The following is a 24,128-nucleotide window of genomic DNA, read 5'->3' as shown; positions in this document are numbered from 1 at the left end:
CAAATCTTTCGCGCGATGACCTGTCGAGAGGCCAATAAATCATGGGGGAGGGCGCGCCCTTCTGGGCTGCCGGAAAATTCTGGAAGGGGCGTGGGGTTTCTAGCTCAAGCGGCTGGACAACACCGGATCACTCCGACGTTACGACCAACCGAGGCAAGAAAAGGACCCGGGTGCCACGGAAACCGATCTGGTCAGGTCGAAACTGACCGATGGTTTCAGGCTACAGCTGGGTGCTCGATCCTGTGTGATCGAGGTTATCTTCGCGTTGTACTCGTACATAATGCCACCTTTGAGCAGAACCAAAAGCGATGCTCCCGCGCCTGTCTTGCGTGGCATTCGAAACAAGAGGCCCCCACCTCTTACACGTCGTTTCGATCCCGCGTCGCCGGTCAAGAATGTGGCGACGTCTCGCAAGGCGCAAAAACACCTTGGAACCATGAGTAAACTGAAATTGCGGACAAATCATGGCTATGTCGCGTTCAGCATTACGCGATGGTGTCATCACGGGATGGCATGGCGGTTTTTGTCGTTAAACCCTTAGTTTTCTTGGCGTTTGATGGATTTTTTGTCGTGAAATGCGATTGACGACTGTTTCCCCTTGCCTTGATCTACTGTTCGCGTCGCATTTTTTGCCTGCTCTGACGGCTCACGACTGAATCAGCGCTGAAAATGGACGTGGAATGTCGCGACATGCAGCTAGAACACTGAAAAATGATCCCGCAGCACGACTTTGGCGCGCAGTGATCTGCCATTTTCAATAAAAAAGCAGCTTTTCACGTCACCCAAAGGCCACGCCCTTCCAGCTTTGCGGCCAGAAATGCTGGCCAGGGAGGGTGCGCTGACGCAAACATCATGTCACGTGACGGCTTTGTTTACGATTTGAAGATAGTTTTCACGAAAAGGACATAGTCTCGATTCGGATTTGGCCGCACCTTGCGGGCCTGTTTCAGCACTGTTCCTTTTGGTCTGATCTTTCGCGCGCGCAACGGTCGCCCTGACGGCGGCGGCGCCCCAGCCCGATCCGGATCGCAAGACGCAAGGTGAACCAAATCTGGTAAGGCAGCCACGGCCCGGATCTCTGCCGCGTTGCAAGGGGTCTGGGCAGGCGCGGGCTTGTCGCGATGAACAGTCGCCGCACGGGGGGCGCCACGCCGTCGGGCCGCGACCCCGGCGAGGGGCGCGGCCTGGAATAACGATATCAGGAAACGTGATGACAGGGATAAGCCGCGTTTCGGTCCCGTCAGTCAGCCTGTCATTGTATGTAGGCCGGCACGCGCAGACGCGACAGATCCGCCGCCAAATGGTCCGGCGGGCGCAATCGATCGACCGCGCCCGCGGGTCTGCGTCATTTTTCCGAGATCACCGGCGTCTGGCGGACATGGCTGTCCTGTTCGACGCAATCGAGCATGAAGTCCGCAACCGCGCTGCGGCGCACCATCATGCCCGGTTTCGGCTGTGTGGCGGTGCCGACGATCAGGGGCTTTTCCTTGTTGGCGTTGGACAGGCCCATCGCCCGCACAAGCGTCCAGCGCGCATCCGAACCGCGATAGGCCCTTTCGACGCTGTTGTGATCGGCATAGGCGTAGCCAAGATTGGTCCGCCGGATCAGGAAACGCATGATCCAGGGAGAGGTTTCGAAGCTGTCCCCGACACCGGCTGCCGAAAGCGAAACCACTCTTTGACCGCCCAGCGCGATGATGTTTTCGGCAACCTTTGTCAGGATTTTCTCTGTCGTCAGCGGTTTGGCCCAGGGCAAGTCCGAGCTGCGCGGGTTGTTCAGCGCCACCAGAATGGCGTCGCATCCCTCGGCCGCAGCGGCGAGGGCGGCCGCATCGGTTGGTGTGCCCTTCAGAACCGCCAGGCCCGGACGCGCCTGCAGGCTGTCGGGATTACGCACAAGGCTTGTGATCTGATGCCCGCGGGCCAGCCCCTTTTCGACGATCAATTGTCCGGTGCGCCCACTGGCGCCCAATACCAAGAGTTTCATTCTGTTTCCTTCTGAATAAGACGCCGCAACAAAGCCGGCACGCCTTTGTGTTCAGGTCATGTTTGTGAGTGTTGCGATCTTCGTGCGGTGGCGCTTTCGCAATTCAGCGTGGCGCGACGTCTTGCTTCGGGGGCACCCTGTTCAGGCTTGACCTCGCGCAGCAATCGGCGCCTTGCGGCCGCGTCCCCATAGCACGATCAGCGCGAGCGTGATGTAGACGGCGTTTGTCGGCAGCACGACGAATTCCCCGCGCGAGACGTGGAACAGAATGGCCAGAACCTGCAACAGCACACAGCAGGCGGCGGCGATGACGGTCAGGCGCGGCATGATCCGCGTCAGCGATGGCAGCAGCAGGCCAAGGCCGCCGGCAAGGTCGATCACGCCCATGGAGCGGACGAATGTCGCGGAATATTCGCCGGCCCAGGGCATCATGGCCGAAAGTTCGGGGATCGGTGTCATGGTTTTCATCACGCCAGCCATGATGAAGGCCCCGGCGCCAAGGACCTGGGCCGTCCAGATGCCGATGTTCGCACCCTTGGAGACAGAAGGCATTGTAGTAGTAAAGGACATGGGTTTCTCTTTCGTGGAATGTTGAAACGGGACTTCTGCAAAGACGATCTAAGGGAAATGGGTCATCAGAAAAATGGGGATAGTTTCGAAGATCATGTTCGAATAATCTGAACGTCATGGATGCCATCACCCTTGATCAATTCGCGGTCTTTCTTGCCATCGTTGAAGAGGGCAGCTTTGCCGCGGCTGCGCGTCGGCTGGGCCGCGCGCAATCGGCCGTCACCTACGCGGTCCAAAAACTTGAGGATCAATGCGGTGTCACGCTTTTTGACCGCAGCAGTTATCGCCCCACCCTGACCGAGCAGGGCCGCGCCCTGTTGCCGCGCATTCGGCGGATCATGGAGGATCTTGGCGAATTCCGCGTGCAGGCACAAAGCATGGCGCAAGAGGTCGAAGCCGAACTTGTCCTTGTCGTCGAAACCTTTGTGCCGCTATCGCTGATTGCCCCCGCGCTGCGCCAGTTCCACGCCGCGTTTCCGATGGTGCAATTGCGGATCATCGCCGTCCGGCCCCAGGATGCGACCAACCAGCTTGTAGCACATCGGGCGGACCTCGGCCTGTTCATGCAGTCGCCCAACCCCGCGCCGGATCTGGACAGCCGGCGCGTCACCGGGATTGACTTTGTCGCGGTGGCGGCGCCGGACCATCCCCTTGCAAAGCTTCCGCCGCAGTTTCCGAAAGAGGCGATGCGGGACCATCTTCAGATCGTCGTGTCGAACCCCAGACCTTCCGGCGATGCAAGCAGCTATGGGGTTGTCGGTGTGAACCAGTGGCACGTCAGCGAGGTCCGGTTGCGCCACGATCTGATCCGGCAGGGAATAGGCTGGGGGTCGATGCCGCGCCCCATGGTCGAAGCCGACCTCGCGCGTGGTGATCTTGTGGTTCTGCAACCTGCACAATGGGATTCGACCGATACGATGCCAAGCTTCACGATTGTCGTGGCGCGGCGCAAGGAAAAGGCCCTTGGGCCCGCCGGTCGTTTCCTGCTGGCGGCCATATCGGCCCGGCAGACCGGCTGAGCCCTGCACGGCGGACAGCCGGGCAAATCCAGAAGGCGCGGAAAGATGCTGGGCGGGCGCAGCGCCAAAGGATTGATCACGATCCTGTGGTCCAGACTGCTTGATCCACATATTATTGAGGTTATCCCCAAAATATTGCTTTACAGGTCGGACCAGTCATACCACCATATCTAGTAAGGGCGCGGGGAAAAGCCTCCGTCCTTAGAGCAGGCACCTAGCGGTTGAGGCGCTTTGGCGCTTCGATGCTACAGGCAGAGAGGTGGCGCCATGGCACTATCCGAGCATTACCTAGAGGACGACATTCACCCCATCGATATCGTCGAGAATATCGCCGAATATCACGATTGGGATTTCGACCGCATCGGTCAGGACCAGATCGCCATGGCGGTCGAGGGCCAATGGCGGACCTATTCGATCACGCTGGCCTGGTCCAGCTATGACGAGACCCTGCGCCTGATCTGTACCTTCGAGATGGAGCCGCCCGAGGCGCGATTGCCGCAACTTTACGAGACATTGAATGCCGTGAACGACCAGTGCTGGGCCGGGGCCTTCACCTTCTGGGCCGAGCAGAAGCTGATGGTCTGGCGCTATGGCCTGGTCCTGTCGGGCGAGCAGGTCGCCAGCCCCGAACAGATCGACACGCTGATCAACGCCGCTGTCATGAGCGCCGAGCGTTACTACCCGGCCTTCCAGCTGGTGGTCTGGGGCGACAGGTCGCCGGCTGATGCCTTGCAGGTCGCCATTGCAGAGGCTTACGGGCGAGCGTAACACTGCCCCCCGACGCGAACAGCCGAGGGGGACATTCCATGGATATGCAAGAACTTGGCCGCAGGGGGCTGGTCCTTCTGGGCTGTGGTAAGATGGGGTCGGCCATGCTGGCCGGATGGCTGGCGCGCGGCTTGCCACCCTCTGGCGTCTGGGTCATCGACCCCAACCCCTCGGACTGGCTGCGTGCGACCGGTGTGCAGATCAATGCCGATCTTCCCGGCTCTGCCGCCATCGTCATCGTCGCGGTCAAGCCGCAGATGATGGGGGCGGCCCTGCCGACCCTGGCGGCCATGGGCAATGGCGAGACGCTGTTCATCTCGGTCGCGGCAGGCACGCCCATCGCAAGGTTCGAAGAGGTTCTGGGGGCGCTGACGCCGATCGTGCGCGCCATGCCCAACACCCCCGCCGCCGTGGGGCGCGGCATCAGCGCCATTGTCGGCAATGCCCATGCGGGCCCCAAAGGTCTGGACGCGGCCGAGGCGCTTCTGTCTGCCGTGGGGCAGGTGGTGCGCCTGGAGAACGAAGGCCAGATGGATGCCGTCACCGGCCTGTCCGGATCGGGTCCGGCTTACGTGTTTCACCTGATCGAAACGATGGCCGCCGCGGGCGAGGCGCAAGGCCTGTCCCCCGATCTGGCCCTGCAACTGGCCCGCGCCACCGTGGCGGGGGCCGGCGCATTGGCCGAAGAGGCTGATGAAACCCCCGCGCAGCTGCGGATCAACGTGACCAGCCCCAATGGCACCACGCAGGCCGCGCTTGAGGTGCTGATGGACCCTGAAACCGGGTTTCCCGCGTTGCTGGGCCGCGCGATCAAGGCCGCCACCGACCGGTCGAGGGAGCTGTCGCGTGGCTGAGATCAGTTTTGACGATTTCCTGAAGGTGGATATTCGCGTTGGCCGCGTGATCCGCGCCGAACCCTATCCCGAGGCGCGCAAGCCCGCGATCAAGCTCTGGATCGACTTCGGGGACGAGATCGGGGAAAAGAAGACCTCGGCCCAGATCACCGCCCATTACAGCCCCGATGCGCTGCTGGGCAAACAGGTAATGGCCGTGGTGAATTTCCCGCCCCGGCAGATCGGCCGCTTCATGTCGGAAGTGCTGGTGCTGGGGGTCTCTGACGCGCAGGGCGGGATCGTCCTGCTGTCACCCGATCTGGATGTCCCACTTGGTGGAAGGATGCATTGATGCCCAAGGTTCTGATCAGCCGCCGCTTGCCCGATAGCGTGCTCGAGGCGGCGTCGAAGATGTTCGACATGGAATTGCGCGACAAGACCGCGCCGATGACCCCGTCCGAGATGCGCTCGGGCCTCGCGCTTTATGATGCGATCATGCCATCGCTGGGAGACAGGTTCTCGGCCGAGATATTTGCCGAATTCGGTCGCCCCCGCTGCAAGCTGCTGGCGAATTTCGGTGTCGGCATCAACCATATTGACGTCGATGCCGCGCGCGCCCATGGCGTGAAGGTCACGAATACACCCGGTGCCGTCACCGATGCGACCGCCGATACGGCGATGACCCTGATCCTGATGAGCGCGCGGCGCGCGGGCGAGGGTGAACGGCTGGTGCGTTCGGGCAAATGGGAAGGGTGGCATCCCACGCAGATGCTGGGCCTGCATGTGACCGGCAAGACGGTGGGAATCGTCGGTATGGGACGGATCGGGCAGGCCATCGCGCGGCGCTGTCACTTCGGGTTCGGGATGGAGGTTCTGTTCTTCAACCGTTCGCCCAAGACGGTGGAATTCCCGGCGCGCCAGGTGGATAGCCTGCATGACCTGGCGGCTGCGGTCGATATCCTTGTGGTGGCCACGCCAGGCGGTGCCGAGACGCATCACCTGATCAACGCCGATGTGCTGGCCGCGATGCAGCCCCATGCCCATCTGGTCAACATCGCCCGTGGCGATGTGGTGGAAGAGGCCGCGTTGATCACCGCCCTCGAAGGGCGCCGGATCGGTGGCGCGGGTCTGGATGTCTACGAATTCGAACCCCAGGTACCCGACGCGCTGCGCAAGCTGGACAACGTGACGTTGCTGCCGCATCTGGGCACCTCGACCCTTGAAGTGCGCGAAGCGATGGGGCGGATGGTTCTGGACAACCTTGCCGCGCATTTCGCGGGAAAGCCCCTGCCGAACCCTGTCTGACCCAGGGTCAAGCCCGATGCATCCCGGGGCATGAGGTCTTGACCTTCTGCATGCGCCGGGGTGATCTGGGGCAACATCAGGGAAGGGGCGCACCATGTATCAGCCGGTCATCAGCGGGACGGGGGTTTTCACACCCTCGCAGGTCATCACCAATGACGAACTGGTTGTGGCCTTCAACGCCTATGCGGATCGGTTCAATGCCGAACACGCGGACCAGATCGCCGCGGGCGAGGTCGAGGCCAAGGAACATTCCTCGTCCGAGTTCATTTTCAAGGCATCCGGGATCGAACAGCGCTACGTGCTGGACAAGACCGGGGTTCTGGACCCGGCGGTCATGCATCCCGTCCTGCGCCAGCGCAGCGATGAAGAACCGGGCGTGATGGCCGAGATGGCGCTGGACGCCTGCACCAAGGCCCTGTCGATGGCAGGGCTGACCGGGGCGGATGTTGATCTGGTCATCTGTGCAGCCAGCAACATGGAACGCGCATATCCCGCGATTGCCGTTGAAATACAGCAGCTTCTGGGTGCGGGGGGCTTTGCCTTCGACATGAACGTCGCCTGTTCGTCCGCCACCTTCGGCATTCAGGCCGCCGCCGACATGGTGCGCGCAGGCTCGGCGCGCTGCGCGATCGTCGTCAATCCCGAGATCTGTTCAGGCCATCTGGAATGGCGCGACCGCGATTGCCATTTCATCTTTGGCGATGTCTGCACCGCCACCGTGATCACGCGCCAGGAGGATGCGAAAGGCCCGCATTTCCGTATACTGTCCACGCGTTGCGCCACGCAGTTTTCCAACAACATCCGCAACAACAACGGCTTTTTGCGCCGCTCGCGGCCTGACGGTGTGGCGGACCGGCGCGACATGCAGTTCATGCAGAACGGGCGCAAGGTCTTCAAGGAAGTGGTGCCGATGGTGTCAGAGCATATCCTGCACCATATCGAAGCCGAAGGCGTGCAGCCCTCGCAGTTGCGCCGCCTCTGGTTGCATCAGGCCAACAAGACGATGAATGACTTCATCGGCCGCAAGGTGCTGGGCCGGGATCCCGAACCGGGCGAGCAGCCGAATATCCTGCAGGAATACGCCAATACCTCTTCGGCCGGGTCGATCATCGCCTTTGCCAAGCATTCCGCTGATCTGAAACCCGGTGACCTTGGGCTGATCTGTTCCTTTGGCGCGGGTTATTCCGTGGGGTCGGTGCTGATCCAGCGGGTCTGATCGCCGCCCACGGCACTGCGGGGACGATCGCCCACCGCCTCGCGCCAGTGACGTCGGCACAGGCTCAGGTAGGTTTCATTGCCACCGATCTGCACCTGCGCCCCGTCACGCAGCGCACGCCCCGCGGCATCCTTGCGGACCACCATCGTGGCCTTGCGCCCGCAATGGCAGATCGTGCGTACCTCGCGCAGCTCATCCGCCAGCGCCAGCAGCGTGGCCGAGCCGGGGAACAATTCCCCCCTGAAATCGACGCGCAACCCGTAGCACATGACCGGCACGCCCAGATCATCGACGGCGCGCGCCAGATCCCAGACCTGTTCGGGTTCAAGGAATTGCGCCTCGTCGATGAATACGCAGGCGACAGCGCCCTGATCCAGCCTTTTGGCCAGCCGGTCGAACAGGTTGTCGCCCGGGGCGAATGTATCCGCAGCCTCGCCAATGCCGATACGGGATGCAACGCGCCCGTGACCGGCGCGCCCGTCGACTTGCGCGGTCAGCAGATAGGTCTGCATGCCGCGCTCGCGATAGTTATGCGAGGCCTGCAGCAGCACGGTCGACTTGCCCGCGTTCATGGTTGAGAAATTGAAATAGAGCTTCGCCATGCAGCGATCTAGCGCGGCCATTGCGTCAAGCGCAAGACGTCTTGGTCATGATGGCGGCGGGGTATCCAGGGCAGAGGATCAAGCGCATGGGGGGCAAGGAGTGGGCGCGTCGCAGTCAAGCTGTCGCAGTCCGCCGCATGGTCTGCCATTTCTGGCCCTGGCCCTCTCCTTGGGCTGGCATGCGGCGGACTTAACCAGACCCCGATGGAGAATCGAGGCTACTCGTCAAGACTGCGAACTTCGCAGTGACCCCCAGTAATAACCTATGGTCGAAAAAGTGCTACAAGAAATATGTATCCGAAAGTATGTTATTTTCGTGACGCCGAAAAGACACAGCAAAACGCCGCCCCAGGGCATGGGACGGCGTTTTGTTATAAGTATTCAAAAAGTCGTATGTTTTTTTTGCGAGTCAACCCTGAAGCGGCATCACGGTGAAATCGCCCTCTGACCGCGCGCGCATGGCAAGGGCGGCCGCATGGCTTCCCGCTGCGGTTGTAAAGTAAGGGATCTTGTCATATAGCGCCACTTTGCGGATTTCGCGGCTGTCCTCGACCGCTTGCGCGCCTTCGGTGGTGTTCATCACCAATGTGATGCCGCTATCCTTCAGCATGTCGACGATATTCGGCCGGCCTTCGTAGACCTTGTTCACTGTTTCGCAGGCGACACCGTTCTCCTGCAGCCAGGCGGCCGTTCCCCGTGTCGCCACGATCTGCAGGCCAAGCGCTGTCAGGATACGCGCGGTTTCGACCATATCGGCGGTCTTGTCGGCATCACGGATGGAAATGAACACCTTGCCTTCGCGGGGCAGATCGGTGCCGGCACCCAGCTGCGCCTTGAGGAAGGCCAGCGGGAAGGACACGTCCCACCCCATCACCTCGCCGGTCGAGCGCATTTCCGGCCCAAGGATCGTATCGACGCCGGGGAACCGCGCGAAGGGCAGAACCGCCTCCTTGACCGAGAACCACGGCATCGCCGGATCGGCCAGCGTCAGCGGATCGGCCATAGGCAGGGTGCCGGGTTTTGCGTCCTTGGGGTAGGGGCCGCGCAGGGGGAAGTTCGCCATCGGCTCTCCCGCCATCAGGCGCGCGGCAATCGACGCGATCGCGCTGTCCGTCGCCTTTGCCACGAAGGGCACGGTGCGCGAGGCGCGCGGGTTCACCTCGATCAGATAGACTTCATCGTCCTTGACCGCGAATTGCACGTTCATCAGACCCACGACACCCAGCGCAAGGGCCAGCGCCTCGGTCTGCTTGTGGACTTCGTCGATGATGTCCTGGCTCAGCGAATAGGGGGGCAACGAACAGGCGCTGTCGCCGGAATGCACGCCGGCTTCCTCGATATGCTGCATCAGGCCCGCGACATGCACGGTCTTGCCATCGCAAAGCGCGTCCACATCCATTTCGACCGCGCCGGACAGGTAGCTGTCCAGCAAGACGGGGCTGTCACCCGACACCACCACCGCTTCGCGGATGTAGCGTTCCAGATGGGCCATGTCGCGCACGATCTCCATCGCGCGGCCGCCCAGCACGTAAGACGGACGGATCACCAGCGGAAAGCCGATTTCCTCGGCAATGGCCATCGCCTGGGCATCCGTGCTGGCGATGCCGTTGCGCGGCTGTTTCAGGCCAAGGCGCTGGACAAGCTGCTGGAAACGCTCGCGGTCTTCCGCAAGGTCGATCGCGTCGGGCGTGGTGCCCAGGATCGGAATGCCCTCTTCGTACAGCGCATTGGCCAGCTTCAGCGGCGTCTGCCCGCCGAACTGCACGATCACGCCATGCAACGTGCCGTTCTGCTCCTCGACCCGCAGGATTTCCATGACATGTTCAAAGGTCAGCGGCTCGAAATACAGCCGGTCCGAGGTGTCGTAATCGGTCGACACGGTTTCAGGGTTGCAGTTGATCATGATGGTTTCATAACCCACGTCCGACAGCGCGAAGCAGGCGTGGCAGCAGCAATAATCGAACTCGATCCCCTGACCGATCCGGTTAGGGCCGCCGCCCAGGATCACCACCTTCTTGCGATCAGACGGGCGCGCCTCGCATTCCACGTCGCCCATCGCGGGGGCCTCGTAGGTGGAATACATGTAAGGCGTCTGCGCCTCGAATTCCGCGCCGCAGGTGTCGATCCGCTTGAACACGGCGTTCACGCCAAGGTTCTGGCGGGCGCGGCGCACGTTTGCCTCAGACCGGCCGGTCAGGTTGCCCAGCCGTGCATCGGTGAAGCCCATCATCTTGAGCTTGCGCAACCCGTGTTCGGTGACGGGCAGGCCATGCTTGCGGATCTCTTCCTCGGTCTCGACGATCTCGCGGATCCGGGCCAGGAACCAGGGGTCGAACATCGTGGTCGCGTGGATCTCGTCATCGGTCAGCCCGTGCCGCATGGCCTGTGCGATGGTGCGCATCCGGTCCGGGGTGGCCATCGAGATGGCCTTGATCACGGCCGATTTCTCGGGGGCGCCCTCGATCATGACCTCGTCAAAGCCGGTCAGGCCGGTCTCCATCGAGGCCAGCGCCTTTTGCAGCGACTCATGGATCGTGCGGCCAATGGCCATCGCTTCGCCCACCGATTTCATCGCCGTTGTCAGGTTAGGCTGCGAACCGGGGAATTTCTCGAAGGCAAAGCGCGGGATCTTTGTCACGACATAGTCGATGGTCGGCTCGAAACTGGCGGGCGTGACCTTCGTGATGTCATTGTCCAGCTCGTCCAGCGTGTAGCCGACGGCCAGTTTCGCGGCGACCTTGGCGATGGGAAAGCCCGTCGCCTTTGAGGCCAGCGCCGAGGATCGCGACACACGCGGGTTCATCTCGATCACGACCATGCGCCCGTCAGCCGGATTGATCGCCCATTGCACGTTGGACCCGCCGGTTTCCACGCCGATCTCGCGCAGCACGGCGATCGAGCCGTTGCGCATGATCTGGTATTCCTTGTCGGTCAGTGTCAGCGCCGGGGCCACGGTGATCGAGTCGCCCGTATGCACGCCCATCGGATCGACGTTTTCGATGGAGCAGACGATGATGGCATTGTCGGCCTTGTCGCGGACAACCTCCATCTCGAATTCCTTCCAGCCCAGCAGCGATTCATCCACCAGGATCTGCGCCATGGGCGAAGCTTCCAGTCCGGAGCGGCAGTAATATTCATAGTCGTCGCGGTTGTAGGCCACGCCGCCGCCGGTGCCTCCAAGGGTGAAGGCGGGACGGATGATGGCGGGCAGGCCGATTTCCTCAAGCGCGTCCATCGCCTGCTTCAGACCGGCGGCGATGTCGTACTTGCCGTTGTCCTTCTTGGGGGCGGCCACGATGGTTGCCTTTGGGTTTTCCAGCCCGATCCGGTCCATCGCTTCGCGGAACAGTTTGCGATCTTCCGCCATTTCAATGGCCTGGCGGTTGGCGCCGATCAGTTCCACGCCGAATTTCTCCAGCACGCCCATGTCGGCCAGCGCCAGCGAGGTGTTCAGCCCCGTCTGCCCGCCCATGGTGGGCAGCAGCGCATCGGGGCGTTCCTTTTCGATGATCTTGGCCACGACCTCGGGGGTGATGGGTTCGATATAGGTGGCGTCCGCCAGACCCGGATCGGTCATGATGGTGGCCGGGTTGGAGTTGACAAGGATGACGCGGTAGCCTTCCTCACGCAGGGCCTTGCAGGCTTGTGCGCCGGAATAGTCGAACTCGCAGGCCTGTCCGATCACGATGGGACCGGCTCCGATGATCATGATGGATGAGATATCGGTTCTTTTTGGCATGTCGGTCCCCTTTTTCGCGCGGATCGGAAAGCAGCATCCACCCGCGCGGCAGCCCAGCGCGGAGGATGGCCTCCGCGCGCAAATTCTCGTGGGTTATAGACATCCCCGAATGCGGCGCAAGCCCTGTTGGCGGCGAAATTCAGCCTTCCACAATCCTTCAGTGCAGCACTTGACCTCCCCGCAACCGATACCCATGTCAACTTTGATTGACAAGTTATGGTCACGGTTGGCGTTGCGACGCCGCTTTTTCCTTTTTACGCCATACGCGCCCCCTGTTTTCGGGGCTGCCTGCGGGGGGTCCTCCCTGCGGGAAGGAAAGGATTTCGCATGGCCCGATTGGCCCGTCATAAGACTGGGGCGGCGCTGTGACCGCCCCGACGGCAGGACTGCTGCGCCCGCCGCGTCGTCGCGGCATGATGGGCGCGCAGACGGTGCTGCCGCTGGTGGCGGCGGTCGAACGCAATCTTGGTGGCGCCATCGTCGCCCAGTTGCTGGACGAGGCCCGCTTCACACGGCTGCCTGAGCATGGCGAGCATGTGCGCGAACGCCAGGTCGCTGTTCTGCACCAGGCGTTGCGGCGGCAATTCCCCGACCAGGCCGAAATGATCCAGCGCGAAGCCGCGCGTGATGCGGTCGAATGGATCATGTACAACCGCATTCCGGCGCGGGCCCGCCTGCTGATGTCAAGCATGCCCTGGGCCATGGCTGTCTGGATGCTGGGCCGCCATGCCGCGCAGAATTCCTGGGCCTTTGGCGGATCGGGCCAGTTCCAACTGCTGAGCACCAGTGAATTCCAGCTGAAGGACAACCCGCTTGTCAGGGGTGAGCACAGCCCCAACCCGATCTGTGCATGGCACGAAGAGTTGTTTCAGCAGACCTTCCGCCGCATGGCCCACAGCCGTCTGCGTTGCACCGAGACAAGCTGCATGGCGGCGGGGGCGGATGCCTGCCGTTTCCATCTGGTGATGGAGCCTGCCGCGCTCTCCGCTTGATCTGTGTCAATTAAAGTTGACATTCAATGTGTCAGAATTTCTGAAAACCTCAGGGAGTCTGCCATGCGCATTCTGTTCGTTCACCCCAATTATCGCTCGGGTGGGGCCGAGATTGCGGGCACCTGGCCTCCGGCTTGGGTTGCCTATCTGACGGGCAGCCTGCGCCGCGCCGGATTTGATGACATCCATTTCATTGATGCGATGACCGATAATATCGCGGACGAGGATCTGGGACGCCGGATGGCGGCGCTGGACCCCGATGTGGTGGGGGTTACCGCGATCACGCCCTCGATCTACCGGGCCGAGGATGTGTTGAAGCTGGCGCAGGACCATTGCCCGCGCGCGGTCCGCATGATGGGCGGGGTACATGCGACCTTCATGTTCAAGCAGGTCATGTCCGAGGCACCCTGGGTCGATGTGATCGTGCGCGGCGAGGGCGAGGAGATCCTGACCGAATTGATGCTGACGATCCAGGATGGCCGCTGGCCCGCCGACCGCCACAAGATCAAGGGCATCGCCTTTACCGAAGGCGATCAGATCGTGGCCACCCCTGCGGCCAGCACCGTCAAGGATCTCGACGGGATCAACCCTGACTGGTCCATCCTGGAGTGGGAGAAATACAAGTACATCCCGCTGAATACCCGCGTCGCCATTCCCAATCTTGCGCGCGGCTGCCCCTTCACCTGTTCCTTCTGTTCGCAGTGGAAGTTCTGGCGCGACTACCGCGTGCGCGACCCGAAAAAGGTCGTGGACGAGATCGAGGACCTTGTGAACAACCACCAGGTCGGGTTCTTCATCCTTGCGGACGAGGAACCCACGATCAACCGCAGGAAATTCATCGAATTCTGCCAGGAGCTGATCGACCGGGGCCTGCCTGACCGCGTGAAATGGGGCATCAACACCCGCGTCACCGACATCTACCGCGACCGCGAGTTGCTGACGTTCTACCGCAAGGCGGGGCTGGTGCATGTGTCGCTTGGCACCGAGGCCGCAGCCCAGATGAAGCTGGATATCTTCAACAAGGAAACCAAGGTTGAAGAGAACAAGACGGCCATCAAGCTCTTGCGCGATGCCGATATCCTGGTCGAGGCGCAATTCATCGTGGGTCTGGACAACGAAACCCCCGAGACGCTGAACGAGACCTACAAGATGGCCTGGGACTGGCAGCCCGATCTGGCCAACTGGTCGATGTACACGCCCTGGCCCTTCACCCCGTTGTTTCAGGAGCTCAAGGACCAGGTCGAGGTTTTCGATTTCAGCCGCTACAACTTTGTCACCCCCATCATGAAACCCGCCGCGATGACGCGGGACGAATTGCTGGACGGGGTGATGAACAATTACCGCCGCTTCTACATGAAAAAGGCGCTGTTCCATTACCCCTGGCGCGGCACCGGGTTCCGCCGGCGCTATCTGCTGGGGTGTCTGCACGCCTTTCTCAAGGCCGGTTTCGCGCGCACCTTCTATGATCTGGGCAAGGTCGGCTATGCCGGGCCGCAATCCAAAGGGCGGCTGGATTTCCATTTCGATCAGACCCGCACCATCGCCGAGGCGCAGATGGAGGATTGGGACGCCTCCGCCGACAAGGCCGCCCGCGCGGCCGAGCGGCGCGAAGCTCTGCGCGCCCAGGGCAAGGAGCGCGCGATCGAGCGGGCCAAGGATTTCAGGATGCCCAACGGGGCCGAGGTGAAAGCCTGCGGCGGTGGCTCGCAGCAGATGGAGGATGTCTGAGCCATGCAGGCGGGGCAGGGCCGTGGGGTGATAGGGCCAAATGCGGTTCTGCAACTGGTGCCCTTGCTGGACCGTGCGGGCGGGGCCGACTGGCGCCACAGGCTGATCAAGGGCGCGGGTCTTGACGCGCTGCCCGACGGGTCAGGCATGATCCCCGAAGCGCCCGTGGCGCGCCTGCATCAGGTCTTGCGGCGCGACCGGCCTGATCTTGCGGCGGGCCTGGGCTGGCAGGCGGGGCTGGCGACGGGCGATTACATCCTGGCCCACCGTATTCCGCGCGCGGCGCAAGGCCTGCTGAAGGCGCTGCCCCGGAAGCTGTCGGCACGTCTTCTGTCGCAGGCGATCGCGCGCAATGCCTGGACCTTCGCCGGATCGGGGCAGTTCGTGGTCATCAGCCCGCTGGTCTTCGACCTGCGCGCAAACCCCCTGGTGCGGGGCGAAGTGGCGGATCACCCGATCTGCGACTGGCATCGGGGCGTGTTCACGCGGCTTTACCAGCGCCTAGTGCACCCGTCCCTGACATGTGCCGAAGCGCGGTGTTGCGCCATGGGCCACACCGCCTGCCGGTTCGAGATGCATCACGATGCATCCCGATACACGGCATTTCGGGCTGATCCCTTGACTTCCAAGCGCGGGCGCGGTGTATCACGGCCAACCGATTGACGCCGATTGACCCTGAAGGGACCGCCCCATGCACGCCTATCGCAGCCATACCTGCGCCGCTCTGAACATCTCTCACGTGGGCCAGTCGGTCCGCCTTTCCGGTTGGGTGCACCGCGTGCGCGACCATGGCGGGCTGCTGTTCATCGACCTGCGTGACCACTACGGCGTGACACAGGTTCTGTGCGACCCTGACAGCCCGGTGTTCGCACAGGTCGAAAAGGTGCGCTCCGAATGGTGCATCCGTATCGACGGCGAAGTGAAGGCGCGGGATGCCGCGCTTGTGAACAGCAAGATCCCCACCGGCGAGATCGAGGTGTTCATCCGCGATATCGAAGTGCTGGGCGCGGCAAAGGAATTGCCCCTGATGGTTTTCGGCGATCAGGAGTATCCGGAAGAAACCCGCCTGCGTTACCGCTTTCTTGATCTGCGCCGCGAAGCGATGCAGCGCAACATGACCCTGCGCTCGGATGTGGTCGCCTCGATGCGCAAGCGCATGTGGGACAAGGGGTTTCGCGAATACCAGACACCGATCATCACCGCCTCCAGCCCCGAAGGCGCGCGCGATTTCCTGGTGCCCAGCCGCCTGCATCCGGGCAAGTTCTATGCCCTGCCGCAGGCCCCGCAGCAGTTCAAGCAGCTGCTGATGGTGTCGGGCTTCGACAAGTATTTCCAGATCGCGCCCTGCTTCCGCGACGAAGACCCGCGCGCGGACCGCAGCCCCACGGATTTCTACCAGCTGGACATGGAAATGTCCTTCGTCACCCAGCAGGATGTGTTCGACACGATCTCGCCCGTGATCGCCGGTGTGTTCGCCGAGTTCGGCGGTGGTCGCCGCGTCGATGCGCCTGAGGCCTGGCCGCAGATCTCCTACAAGGATTCAGCCCTCTGGTATGGCACCGACAAGCCCGACCTTCGCAACCCCATCAAGATGCAGGTCGTGTCCGAGCATTTCGCAGGCTCCGGTTTCGCCATCTTCGCAAAGCTGCTGGAACAGGACGGCACCCAGATCCGCGCCATTCCCGCCCCCGGTGGCGGCAGCCGCAAGTTCTGCGACCGCATGAACGCCTTTGCCCAGAAAGAGGGTCTGCCCGGCATGGGCTATATCTTCTGGCGGCAGGCCGAGGATGGGTCGGGCATGGAAGCCGCAGGTCCCCTTGCCAAGAACATCGGCCCCGAACGGACCGAGGCGATCCGCCAGCAGCTTGGCCTTGGCGTGGGCGACGCGGCCTTCTTCCTTGGCGGCAAGCCCAAGCAGTTCGAAGCCGTCGCTGGCAAGGCGCGCACGGTGATCGGCGAGGAACTGGGCCTGACCGACAAGGACCGTTTCGCCTTTGCCTGGATCGTGGACTTCCCGATCTACGAGCAGGACGCCGAGACCGGCAAGATCGACTTTGAACACAACCCGTTTTCCATGCCGCAGGGCGGGATGGAGGCGCTGATGGGCGATCCGCTGGCGGTGCGCGGCTATCAGTACGATCTGGCCTGCAACGGCTATGAACTGGTGTCGGGTGCCATCCGCAACCACAAGCCCGAGATCATGTTCAAGGCATTCGAGATCGCAGGCTACGGCAAGGACGAGGTTGAAAAGCGCTTTGGCGGCATGGTCAACGCCTTCCAGTATGGCGCCCCGCCCCATGGTGGCTGTGCGGCGGGCATCGACCGGATCGTGATGCTGCTGGCGGATGAGGCAAACATCCGCGAGGTGATCCTCTTCCCGATGAACCAGCGCGCCGAAGATCTGATGATGGGCGCCCCCAGCGAGCCCTTGGCCCAGCAATTGATGGAGCTGAACCTGCGCGTCATCCCGCAGGATCAGAAATAACCCTCCGGCAGAGTTTAGGTTGATAAATTGCAATTAAGGGGCGACTTTATGTCGCCCCATATGCGTTTTTGGACATGATTTCACAAGCGGCGCTGCGCGCGCATCCTGTCAGATAGCGACGCGGTCGGCGATCCTGTCCTGCAACAGCCCGGCCAGATGCGCCAGGTCAGATCGCAGCGGCTGCCCCGCCGCACGGGCCGCCACCACGGATTGGTTGGCCGCGCGCAGGGGGGTGTCCCCGGCCAAAACGGCGACCCCTTCAAGGAATTGCGTGACATAATCCAGAACACTGTCATCCTCTGCCGCTGACAGCAGATGGGCCACATGGGCGATATCGTCGCGATAGGCTGTCGTGTCGGGGCTGATCGTCTCGTCATGCAGAACGCGCGGCGTGGGTGGCTGATGATCCTGCGGCAGATGGCTCAGGATCAGCTCCTGGAAGAACGCGATGGATCGCAGCGGCTTTTCAAGAAAACCGTCAGCGCCAGCAGCCAGGCAGGCATCGCGCGATTGATCGTTGCCGCTGATCCCCATGATCAGGCCGATCCTGGGGATCGTCTGCGCGGCTTCCGCGATCAGTTCCGCGCCGGACCCGTCCGGCAGGCCGACATCCACGATCAGAACCGACGGTCTGTAGACCTGCAAATGCCGCCGCGCCGAGCGCAGGCAATCTGCACGCCGGATCCGGGCACCCGAACGCATGCAGAGCAGGCGCATCGCCTCGGACGCGAAGCGGCTGTCTTCGACCAGCAAGACCGTCAGACCCAGAAGCGGGCGCGCGGCAGAGGGAAAACGCAGCGGGGCAAAGGGGTCGCGGTCATCCATTGGGGCATCCTTCTGTGAAAACGGGTGTCATGTCGGTCGCACGGCATGTGGCCGATGATTCTGTAAGCGCGGCAGCCAGGGCCATTCCCCATCAAGATTGGGATGACATCCCTAATTTGGGGTTAACGCTGCCCCCTGCGCGCGGATGCCGCCCCCGGTTCATCTTGCCTAAATCGCCCCCGCACCCCATAACCGGCCCGACACCCGCCGCAGAAACAGGAGCTTGCCCATGATCGGACGTCTCAATCATGTCGCCATCGCCGTGCCGGACCTTGCCGCCGCCGCGGCACAATATCGCGATGCGCTGGGCGCCAAGGTCGGCGCACCGCAGGACGAACCCGATCATGGCGTGACCGTCATCTTCATCGAATTGCCGAACACCAAGATCGAATTGCTCTTCCCTCTGGGGGATGACAGTCCGATCAGGGGGTTTCTGGAAAAGAACCCGGCAGGCGGCATTCACCATATCTGCTATGAGGTCGATGACATCATCGCGGCGCGCGATCATCTGCAAGCCACCGGCGCGCGCGTTCTGGGAACCGGAGAGCCGAAGATCGGTGCCCATGGCAAGCCGGTGCTGTTTCTGCATCCCAAGGATTTCAACGGCTGCCTTGTCGAGCTGGAGCAGGTCTGATGGCTGTCACCTCTGCCCTGGTTCTCTATGCGGTCCTGTGGTTCCTGACCTTCCTTGTCGTGATTCCGATCCGGCTGAAGACGCAGGGCGATGTCGGCCAGATCGTTCCCGGCACCCATGCGGGCGCGCCCCATGATCATCAACTGCGCAAGAAGGCATGGATCACCACCGCCGTCGCGGCCCTGCTATGGGCCATCATCGCCTATCTGATCATTTCGGGCACGCTGACCGTCAGGGATATCGATTGGTTCGAGCGCATGGGCCCGCGGTCCTGAACGCGCGCGGCGCCAGGTTTCAGCCTGTCGCGGAACCTGGCCCCACACGGGCGCGCAGCCCGTGGAACAGATGCGTGAAAGTGGCGGCCCCCAGAACCGGGATCGCCAGGTTCACAAGGGGAATCGACAGCGGCATCGCCATCAGCACACCCGCCAGCCAGACAACGCCCGCATGTTGCTTGCGCATGCGGGCAGCCTCGGACCGGCCCAGGTGCCTGATGGCGACAAGCGTGAAATATTCCCGCCCCAGCAGAAAGCCGTTCAACCCCCAGAAAATGAAAAGCGCCACGGGCGAGAAGACCAGATAAAGGATCAGCGCCACCAGGTTGGCCAGGATCATCACGCCCAGAAACCCCAGAGAATCGCGCAGCGCCTCAAGCAGCGGTACGGCGCGCGCCTGTCCCGCCTGCGGGTAATGCCGCGCCTCGACCGCATCGGCCACCCGGTCCAGGAACAGCCCCGAAATGGCCGAGGCGACAGGCACCATCAAGACGACCGACAACAGCAGCATCGCCACGGGGCCCGACCATCCCGCCAGGGTGGCGATCCATTGAACCTCGCCAACAAGCGGCAGCGTCACGCCATCGCCAGCCCACCACAGCAACAGCGCCTGCACCCCGGCCGCGGCCAGGGCCAGCAGCAGCAGCGCCAACCCGATCCCCAGCCATAGCACCCGCGACAGCCGCCGGTCGCCCAGTTGGCCCAGCGCTTTCAAAAAGGATGTCAGCACAAGGGCGGCTGACATCTCAGCTGTCCTGCCAGGTCACGATCCGGTCCAGGTCGGGCCGCGGGCGGTCGGGTGGCGCGCTGGTTTCCGTGCCGATATGGATGAAGCCTGCGATCCGCTCATGCGCGTCAAGCTCAAGCGCTGCGCTCATGAACCCACGGTCATGGCTGGGCCAGCCAGACAGCCAGTTGGCGCCCCAGCCGCTGGCCAGCGCCGCGTTCAGAAGGGCCAGGCAAACGCCGCCGACGGCATAGGTCTGTTCCAGCGCCGGGATCTTGTCCGACGCCTTGTGCACCTCGATCACGGCAATGGCCAGCTGGCCGGTCTCGAATTGCTGCGCGCCCTTGTCGGCCTGTTCCGCCTCAAGGCCCAACGCTGTGGCGCGGGCGCGGGCATGTTCCCCCAGCCGCCGCAATGCCGCACCCTGCAGCACGACAAAGCGCCAGGGTTCCAGCTTGCCGTGGTCGGGGCTGCGGCTGGCGGCGGTCAGGATCCGCATCAGTTCCGCGCGGTCGGGAACCGGCAGGCCCAGGGTCTTGGCGGGGCGTGACCGGCGGGTCAGCAGGAACTCCATCGCGGCGGGATTGGGGTCAGGCATGAGGCGTCCTTTGCTCCGGTCTGTCATGGTTGTGCCCTATGTCGTGCCTCGCCGCCGCGGGGTCAAGGCGCGGGGGGCAGCGGCAGCAGGGTTTCCGCCATCTCGGCAATCAAGGTGCCGACAAAGTCATCCATGCGCGCCGAGGGTTGCCGCGCCGCCACGATCGCGGCCATCGGATCGGGGGCTGCAATCGCGCTACGCGCCATTTCCTGGATCACCGCATGGCCGCAGAAGGGGACATAGGCCTCGGAATAACCACCCTCATGCACCATCACCAGGCGCCCGCCGCAAAGCCTGTCGGCGGCCGCCATGACCTGCCGGGTCATCACGCCGAAGGTCTCGGCCGTGGCCAGCATCCGCGCCAGCGGATCGAAACATCCCGCATCATAGCCGCAGGCGACGATGATCATGTCGGGCTGGTACTGATCCAGGGCGGGCAGCACGATCCGCTCCATCGCCTGCAGATAACTGACATGACCGGCGCCGGGCGGCAGGGGAATGTTCATGTTGAAACCCGATCCGGCGCCACGGCCACGCTCTTCGATGAAGCCGGTGTCGGTCGGATAATTGCGATCCTGGTGCAGGCTGATGGTCAGAACATCCGCGCGATCAAGAAAAATCGCCTCGGTTCCGTTACCGTGATGCACGTCCCAGTCGATCACGGCGATACGCCCGCCATGGCCTGCGGCCCGCGCCGCACCGATGGCGATGGCGATATTGTTCAGCAGGCAAAAGCCGTTTGGCCAGTCGGGCAGGCAATGGTGACCGGGCGGGCGCGACAGCGCATAGGCATTGTCGCATTCGCCCCGCCAGACCGCCAGCAGCGCCGCCTTTGCAAGGCCGGCCGACAGCGCCGCGATCTCGAATCCGCCCCTGGCAAAAGGTGTCCGCAGACCCAGCTCACCCCCACCCTGATCGGAAAGCTCCTTGAACCGGCGCAGGAAACCGTCTGGATGGACGCGGGCCAGATCCTCCCAGCTTGCGGGCGCGGCGCGGCGCATGTCCAGCGCCTCGCTCAGCCCGGTCACATCCAGAAGGTTCTTCAGCCGCCGCTTGGTTTCGGGATTTTCCGGCAGGCCGCCTGCCGCAAGGGGCTGTACCAGCCCGCCCAGTGGCAGTGTCAGCGCGTAATTGCCGCCCGCATGCCAGAAACACCTCTCGTCCCAGAAAAATCCCGTCGCCATCATGCGCTCCACCCGTTTCTTCTTGCGACAAATATCCCCGCCGGAGGCGGAAAGTCCATCTGTGTGATCCCGCATGCTGCCGGGCGAGGGACGACGGGGCAGATGCCTCCGGCGGGGATATTTGCGGCAAGAAGAACCGGGGGTCTGCCTGACCGCAGCCCTGCGGCCTAGTCGGCGGGGCGCAGGTAATACACGCCTTCGGGCAGGTTCAGCGCCGCGGCAAGGTCGCGCAGCTGGGTCATCGAGAGCGTGATTTTCTCTGTCCGCTCAAGCCGGGTGTCGAACTGTTCGATGGTCACGCAATCCTCGAAGGCATTGACGATCACATCTTCCAGAAGATGGCTTTCGCCCTCGTCGACAAGGGTGATCACCGTCGCGTCGAATTCGTGTTCGATGGTAAACATGGGATCAGCTTACGCCGTGCCGTGGCCAATGCAAGCCCGGCCTTCACGCCTTTATCGGCTGCTTTGCGCCGTTTCGCCGTCAACTGCGCGTGAGCAGGGCTGGCGCAGGATCACCGGGCTGCTAATGATGATAGCGAGATGGTTCCGAGGGAGATCGCGATGCGCTGGTTCGTTCTGACGGCAATGATGGGTCTGGCCGGCTGTGTCAGCCCGGTCGAGATGCCACAGGTCCAAAGACCCGTCGCGTCTGCGCCGCCGGCGCAACAGGGGGCGGCGCGCAGCTTCGCGGCAGTGGTGGATCGCGTCAAGCCGGTGGCCGAACAGGAATGCCGCCGCCAGCTTCCGCGTGGAAATTGCGATTTCCAGATCGTCGTGGACACGCGGCCCGGCCAGCCGCCAAATGCCTTCCAGACGCTGGACAGCGCCGGCAGGCCCGTGATCGGTTTTACTGCGGCGCTGCTGGATGACATGCGCAATGCCGACGAACTGGCCTTTGTGATGTCCCATGAGGCGGCCCATCATATCGCCGGACATATTCCGCGCCAACGCCAGAACGCAGCCGCGGGCGCCGTGATCTTTGCGGGTCTCGCGACATTGACGGGGGCGGATGTGAACACCGTCCGCTCGGCGCAGGAGTTGGGCGCCACGGTCGGCGCGCGCAGCTACTCCAAGGAATTCGAACTTGAGGCGGATGCGCTGGGCACCGCCCTCGCCATGCGCGCGGGCTTCGATCCGATACGGGGGGCCGAATTCTTCAACCGTATCCCCGATCCGGGCGACCGTTTTCTGGGCACCCACCCGCCCAATGCCGATCGGGTCGCAACTGTGCGCCGGGTCGCCACCGGCCTTTGACGGGCCGCGCCACCCACAGGCCGAGCGATTGATTCAGGTCAAGGAAGGCGCTTCAGCTTTCGTGTTTCACTGATCCTGCGCCCGATCCTTGAGGAGGTCGGGGCAGGCCAAGGAGACACGGATGCCGTCAAGCAAGACAATTCGCCGACACGCTGCGCTGGTTGACCGGATGGCCAGCACCTTGGGCAATGATCTGGAAGAATTGGTGATGCGCGGCCAACTGGCGCCAGACGCCGTTCCGGACATGGTCCTGCGATGCACGGCCTGCGCCAATCCCGATGGCTGCGAGGCCTGGCTGCAACGACAGGACGCGGCTGCCGCTGCTCCGAAGGCCGCCAGCACGCCCTATTATTGTCGCAACGGGGATATCTTCGATGCCCTCAAGCCCACCTGAATCAACCCAAAAGACGGGTGCAGAGCAAGGTTGCATCATCCTGCACCTGGGAGATCCTGATCGCCATTTCTGGTTGGTCCGCTCGGTCGCGCGGGTGATGGGGATCAGCCTGGGCGAGGCGCTGCTGCAGGGCGCAATGGAGCAGGATGCTTGCCGAAGGATGATTGATCGCTGCCGTACCTGTGCCGTGGTGCGGGCCTGCCATGACTGGCTGGCGGAATCCTCGGGCCGTGCCGATGCGCCGCCCCCCGGATGCGTCATCTCGACAGACCTGAACCGTTTGAAATGCATGACACGAAGCAAAGGAGCCCATTGATGGGATTGCTGGAGAAGATCGACCGCCGGACCGGCGTCATGACACGTATGGCCGACACGCTGGGGGCGGATTTCGCCGCGGCCATCGCGCAGAGGCCAGAGGCCGTGCGCGACTATCGCCAGGCGGTGATGCGCTGCACCGGCTGCGGCCACGAGGGGGAATGCACCGCATGGATGCAATCCCATCCGCAAGCGGAAGAGGCGCCGGACTATTGTCGCAACAAGGATATTCTTGAAAGCCTGGCGAAGGCCTGAACCGCTCAGCCGCGGCGTTGTCGCCGCACATGGGCGTGGTACAGCCAGGGCGCAAGCAGGTGGTCATAGATCAGCGTTGCCATGTGCCGGATGCCCGGCAGCGCCACGACCCGCGCGAGCCACCGATAGCGCGGCATCTGCTGCCAGAGGGCGATGAAGGCCGGAATGCCTGACAGGACCTGGCCTTGCTGCACCACATGCAGGCGGCGCGCGGCCTGATCGGCCGTCACACCCCACATCCCCAGATCGACCCGGTTCAGATCGTCGAACCCGATCGCCAGGCCTTCGCGGCCGGCGTAGTCGGCGTAATGCGTGATCTCTGCCCGGCAGACCGGGCAGTCGTGATTGTAAAGAACGCGGATGTTTGTCTGTTGCATGGCCCAGAGGTAGGGGCGGGGCGGCAGGTGGCAAGGCCCCGTCG

26 protein-coding genes are annotated in these 24,128 nt (G+C 63.0%); 16 read left to right on the top strand and 10 right to left on the bottom strand.

Going from position 1 to position 24,128, the window contains the following annotated elements:
• Positions 1–1,345: 1,345 nt before the first annotated feature.
• Together ACFQ3C_RS17065 and ACFQ3C_RS17060 are read right to left on the bottom strand one after the other, a co-directional pair.
• A complete protein-coding gene (locus ACFQ3C_RS17065; protein ID WP_380794368.1) occupies positions 1,346–1,987 on the bottom strand; it encodes an NAD(P)-dependent oxidoreductase in 642 nt (213 codons plus the stop codon).
• Positions 1,988–2,128: 141 nt separating this feature from the next.
• The gene (locus tag ACFQ3C_RS17060) at positions 2,129–2,539 is read right to left on the bottom strand and encodes a DoxX family protein (protein ID WP_380794365.1); all 411 of its coding nucleotides are present in this window, start codon (positions 2,537–2,539) and stop codon (positions 2,129–2,131) included.
• 134 nt (positions 2,540–2,673) lie between these two features.
• Here ACFQ3C_RS17060 and ACFQ3C_RS17055 point away from each other — a divergent pair, with 134 nt between their 5' ends.
• The 6 genes from ACFQ3C_RS17055 to ACFQ3C_RS17030 all read left to right on the top strand — a co-directional run bounded on the left by ACFQ3C_RS17055 (position 2,674) and on the right by ACFQ3C_RS17030 (position 7,698).
• The gene (locus ACFQ3C_RS17055; RefSeq protein ID WP_380794362.1) at positions 2,674–3,576 is read left to right on the top strand and encodes a LysR family transcriptional regulator; all 903 of its coding nucleotides are present in this window, start codon (positions 2,674–2,676) and stop codon (positions 3,574–3,576) included.
• Positions 3,577–3,843: 267 nt separating this feature from the next.
• Entirely contained in the window at positions 3,844–4,344 is a 501-nt protein-coding gene (locus ACFQ3C_RS17050) for a type III secretion system chaperone family protein (protein ID WP_380794360.1), read from the top strand.
• 38 nt (positions 4,345–4,382) lie between these two features.
• On the top strand, positions 4,383–5,198 hold the full coding sequence (gene proC, locus ACFQ3C_RS17045; RefSeq protein ID WP_380794358.1) for a pyrroline-5-carboxylate reductase: 816 nt from the start codon (positions 4,383–4,385) through the stop codon (positions 5,196–5,198).
• Complete coding sequence (locus ACFQ3C_RS17040) at positions 5,191–5,529, top strand: tRNA-binding protein (RefSeq protein WP_380794355.1); 339 nt, start codon at positions 5,191–5,193, stop codon at positions 5,527–5,529. The genes proC and ACFQ3C_RS17040 overlap by 8 nt, the downstream gene beginning before the upstream one ends.
• Positions 5,529–6,482: a 2-hydroxyacid dehydrogenase gene (locus ACFQ3C_RS17035; RefSeq protein WP_380794353.1), complete on the top strand. Its 954-nt coding sequence runs from the start codon at positions 5,529–5,531 to the stop codon at positions 6,480–6,482. The genes ACFQ3C_RS17040 and ACFQ3C_RS17035 overlap by 1 nt, the downstream gene beginning before the upstream one ends.
• 94 nt (positions 6,483–6,576) lie before the next feature.
• Positions 6,577–7,698: a beta-ketoacyl-ACP synthase III gene (locus ACFQ3C_RS17030; RefSeq protein WP_380794350.1), complete on the top strand. Its 1,122-nt coding sequence runs from the start codon at positions 6,577–6,579 to the stop codon at positions 7,696–7,698.
• Here ACFQ3C_RS17030 and ACFQ3C_RS17025 read toward each other — a convergent pair.
• Together ACFQ3C_RS17025 and carB are read right to left on the bottom strand one after the other, a co-directional pair.
• On the bottom strand, positions 7,662–8,300 hold the full coding sequence (locus ACFQ3C_RS17025) for a thymidine kinase (protein WP_380794348.1): 639 nt from the start codon (positions 8,298–8,300) through the stop codon (positions 7,662–7,664). The two genes, ACFQ3C_RS17030 and ACFQ3C_RS17025, sit on opposite strands and share 37 nt — an antisense overlap.
• Before the next feature lie 409 nt (positions 8,301–8,709).
• The gene (gene carB, locus ACFQ3C_RS17020; protein ID WP_380794346.1) at positions 8,710–12,039 is read right to left on the bottom strand and encodes a carbamoyl-phosphate synthase large subunit; all 3,330 of its coding nucleotides are present in this window, start codon (positions 12,037–12,039) and stop codon (positions 8,710–8,712) included.
• 365 nt (positions 12,040–12,404) lie between these two features.
• Here carB and bchJ (ACFQ3C_RS17015) point away from each other — a divergent pair, with 365 nt between their 5' ends.
• The 4 genes from bchJ (ACFQ3C_RS17015) (at position 12,405) to aspS (ending at position 17,244) form a co-directional block, all read left to right on the top strand.
• A complete protein-coding gene (bchJ, locus tag ACFQ3C_RS17015) occupies positions 12,405–13,031 on the top strand; it encodes a bacteriochlorophyll 4-vinyl reductase (RefSeq protein ID WP_380794343.1) in 627 nt (208 codons plus the stop codon).
• A 63-nt stretch (positions 13,032–13,094) separates the two neighbouring features.
• Positions 13,095–14,759 (top strand): magnesium-protoporphyrin IX monomethyl ester anaerobic oxidative cyclase, encoded by a 1,665-nt coding sequence (gene bchE, locus ACFQ3C_RS17010; RefSeq protein ID WP_380794340.1) that lies wholly within the window; start codon positions 13,095–13,097, stop codon positions 14,757–14,759.
• Between the two features lie 3 nt (positions 14,760–14,762).
• Positions 14,763–15,422, top strand: a complete 660-nt coding sequence (bchJ, locus tag ACFQ3C_RS17005; RefSeq protein WP_380794337.1) for a bacteriochlorophyll 4-vinyl reductase — start codon at positions 14,763–14,765, stop codon at positions 15,420–15,422.
• 28 nt (positions 15,423–15,450) lie between these two features.
• A complete protein-coding gene (gene aspS / locus ACFQ3C_RS17000) occupies positions 15,451–17,244 on the top strand; it encodes an aspartate--tRNA ligase (RefSeq protein ID WP_380794334.1) in 1,794 nt (597 codons plus the stop codon).
• 108 nt (positions 17,245–17,352) lie between these two features.
• Here the strand turns inward: aspS and ACFQ3C_RS16995 are convergent, their stop codons facing one another.
• Positions 17,353–18,069 carry a response regulator gene (locus tag ACFQ3C_RS16995; protein WP_380794331.1) on the bottom strand — a complete coding sequence of 239 codons (717 nt, stop codon included), beginning with the start codon at positions 18,067–18,069 and terminating at the stop codon, positions 17,353–17,355.
• 229 nt (positions 18,070–18,298) lie between these two features.
• Here ACFQ3C_RS16995 and mce point away from each other — a divergent pair, with 229 nt between their 5' ends.
• Together mce and ACFQ3C_RS16985 are read left to right on the top strand one after the other, a co-directional pair.
• Positions 18,299–18,703 (top strand): methylmalonyl-CoA epimerase, encoded by a 405-nt coding sequence (gene mce / locus ACFQ3C_RS16990; protein ID WP_380794329.1) that lies wholly within the window; start codon positions 18,299–18,301, stop codon positions 18,701–18,703.
• Positions 18,703–18,978, top strand: coding sequence for a DUF1467 family protein (locus ACFQ3C_RS16985; RefSeq protein ID WP_380794327.1), 276 nt, complete (start codon positions 18,703–18,705; stop codon positions 18,976–18,978). The genes mce and ACFQ3C_RS16985 overlap by 1 nt, the downstream gene beginning before the upstream one ends.
• Positions 18,979–18,997: 19 nt before the next feature.
• Here the strand turns inward: ACFQ3C_RS16985 and ACFQ3C_RS16980 are convergent, their stop codons facing one another.
• The 4 genes from ACFQ3C_RS16980 to ACFQ3C_RS16965 form a co-directional block, all read right to left on the bottom strand.
• Positions 18,998–19,723 carry an EI24 domain-containing protein gene (locus tag ACFQ3C_RS16980; protein WP_380794325.1) on the bottom strand — a complete coding sequence of 242 codons (726 nt, stop codon included), beginning with the start codon at positions 19,721–19,723 and terminating at the stop codon, positions 18,998–19,000.
• A 1-nt stretch (position 19,724) separates the two neighbouring features.
• On the bottom strand, positions 19,725–20,303 hold the full coding sequence (locus ACFQ3C_RS16975) for a nitroreductase family protein (RefSeq protein ID WP_380794322.1): 579 nt from the start codon (positions 20,301–20,303) through the stop codon (positions 19,725–19,727).
• Between the two features lie 62 nt (positions 20,304–20,365).
• The gene (locus ACFQ3C_RS16970; protein WP_380794320.1) at positions 20,366–21,487 is read right to left on the bottom strand and encodes a class II histone deacetylase; all 1,122 of its coding nucleotides are present in this window, start codon (positions 21,485–21,487) and stop codon (positions 20,366–20,368) included.
• A 167-nt stretch (positions 21,488–21,654) separates the two neighbouring features.
• The gene (locus tag ACFQ3C_RS16965; RefSeq protein ID WP_380794318.1) at positions 21,655–21,891 is read right to left on the bottom strand and encodes a hypothetical protein; all 237 of its coding nucleotides are present in this window, start codon (positions 21,889–21,891) and stop codon (positions 21,655–21,657) included.
• Positions 21,892–22,050: 159 nt separating this feature from the next.
• Between ACFQ3C_RS16965 and ACFQ3C_RS16960 the strand changes: the two genes are divergently transcribed.
• From ACFQ3C_RS16960 to ACFQ3C_RS16945, 4 genes are all read left to right on the top strand, one after another.
• Complete coding sequence (locus ACFQ3C_RS16960) at positions 22,051–22,743, top strand: M48 family metallopeptidase (RefSeq protein WP_380794315.1); 693 nt, start codon at positions 22,051–22,053, stop codon at positions 22,741–22,743.
• Positions 22,744–22,864: 121 nt separating this feature from the next.
• A complete protein-coding gene (locus ACFQ3C_RS16955; RefSeq protein WP_380794312.1) occupies positions 22,865–23,137 on the top strand; it encodes a DUF6455 family protein in 273 nt (90 codons plus the stop codon).
• Between the two features lie 34 nt (positions 23,138–23,171).
• Positions 23,172–23,453, top strand: coding sequence for a DUF6455 family protein (locus ACFQ3C_RS16950; protein WP_380794641.1), 282 nt, complete (start codon positions 23,172–23,174; stop codon positions 23,451–23,453).
• Positions 23,453–23,707: a DUF6455 family protein gene (locus ACFQ3C_RS16945; RefSeq protein ID WP_380794310.1), complete on the top strand. Its 255-nt coding sequence runs from the start codon at positions 23,453–23,455 to the stop codon at positions 23,705–23,707. Before ACFQ3C_RS16950 ends, ACFQ3C_RS16945 begins: the two co-directional genes overlap by 1 nt.
• Before the next feature lie 5 nt (positions 23,708–23,712).
• On the opposite strand, the gene ACFQ3C_RS16940 is transcribed toward ACFQ3C_RS16945, so the two are convergent.
• Positions 23,713–24,084, bottom strand: coding sequence for a thiol-disulfide oxidoreductase DCC family protein (locus ACFQ3C_RS16940; RefSeq protein ID WP_380794308.1), 372 nt, complete (start codon positions 24,082–24,084; stop codon positions 23,713–23,715).
• Between the last annotated feature and the right edge of the window lie 44 nt (positions 24,085–24,128).

The sequence above is a fragment of the Seohaeicola saemankumensis genome, from assembly GCF_042678485.1.
GTDB lineage: Bacteria > Pseudomonadota > Alphaproteobacteria > Rhodobacterales > Rhodobacteraceae > Seohaeicola > Seohaeicola saemankumensis.
The sequence above is the reverse complement of the archived record's forward strand: the minus strand, read 5'-3'. Positions and strand labels throughout refer to the sequence as shown.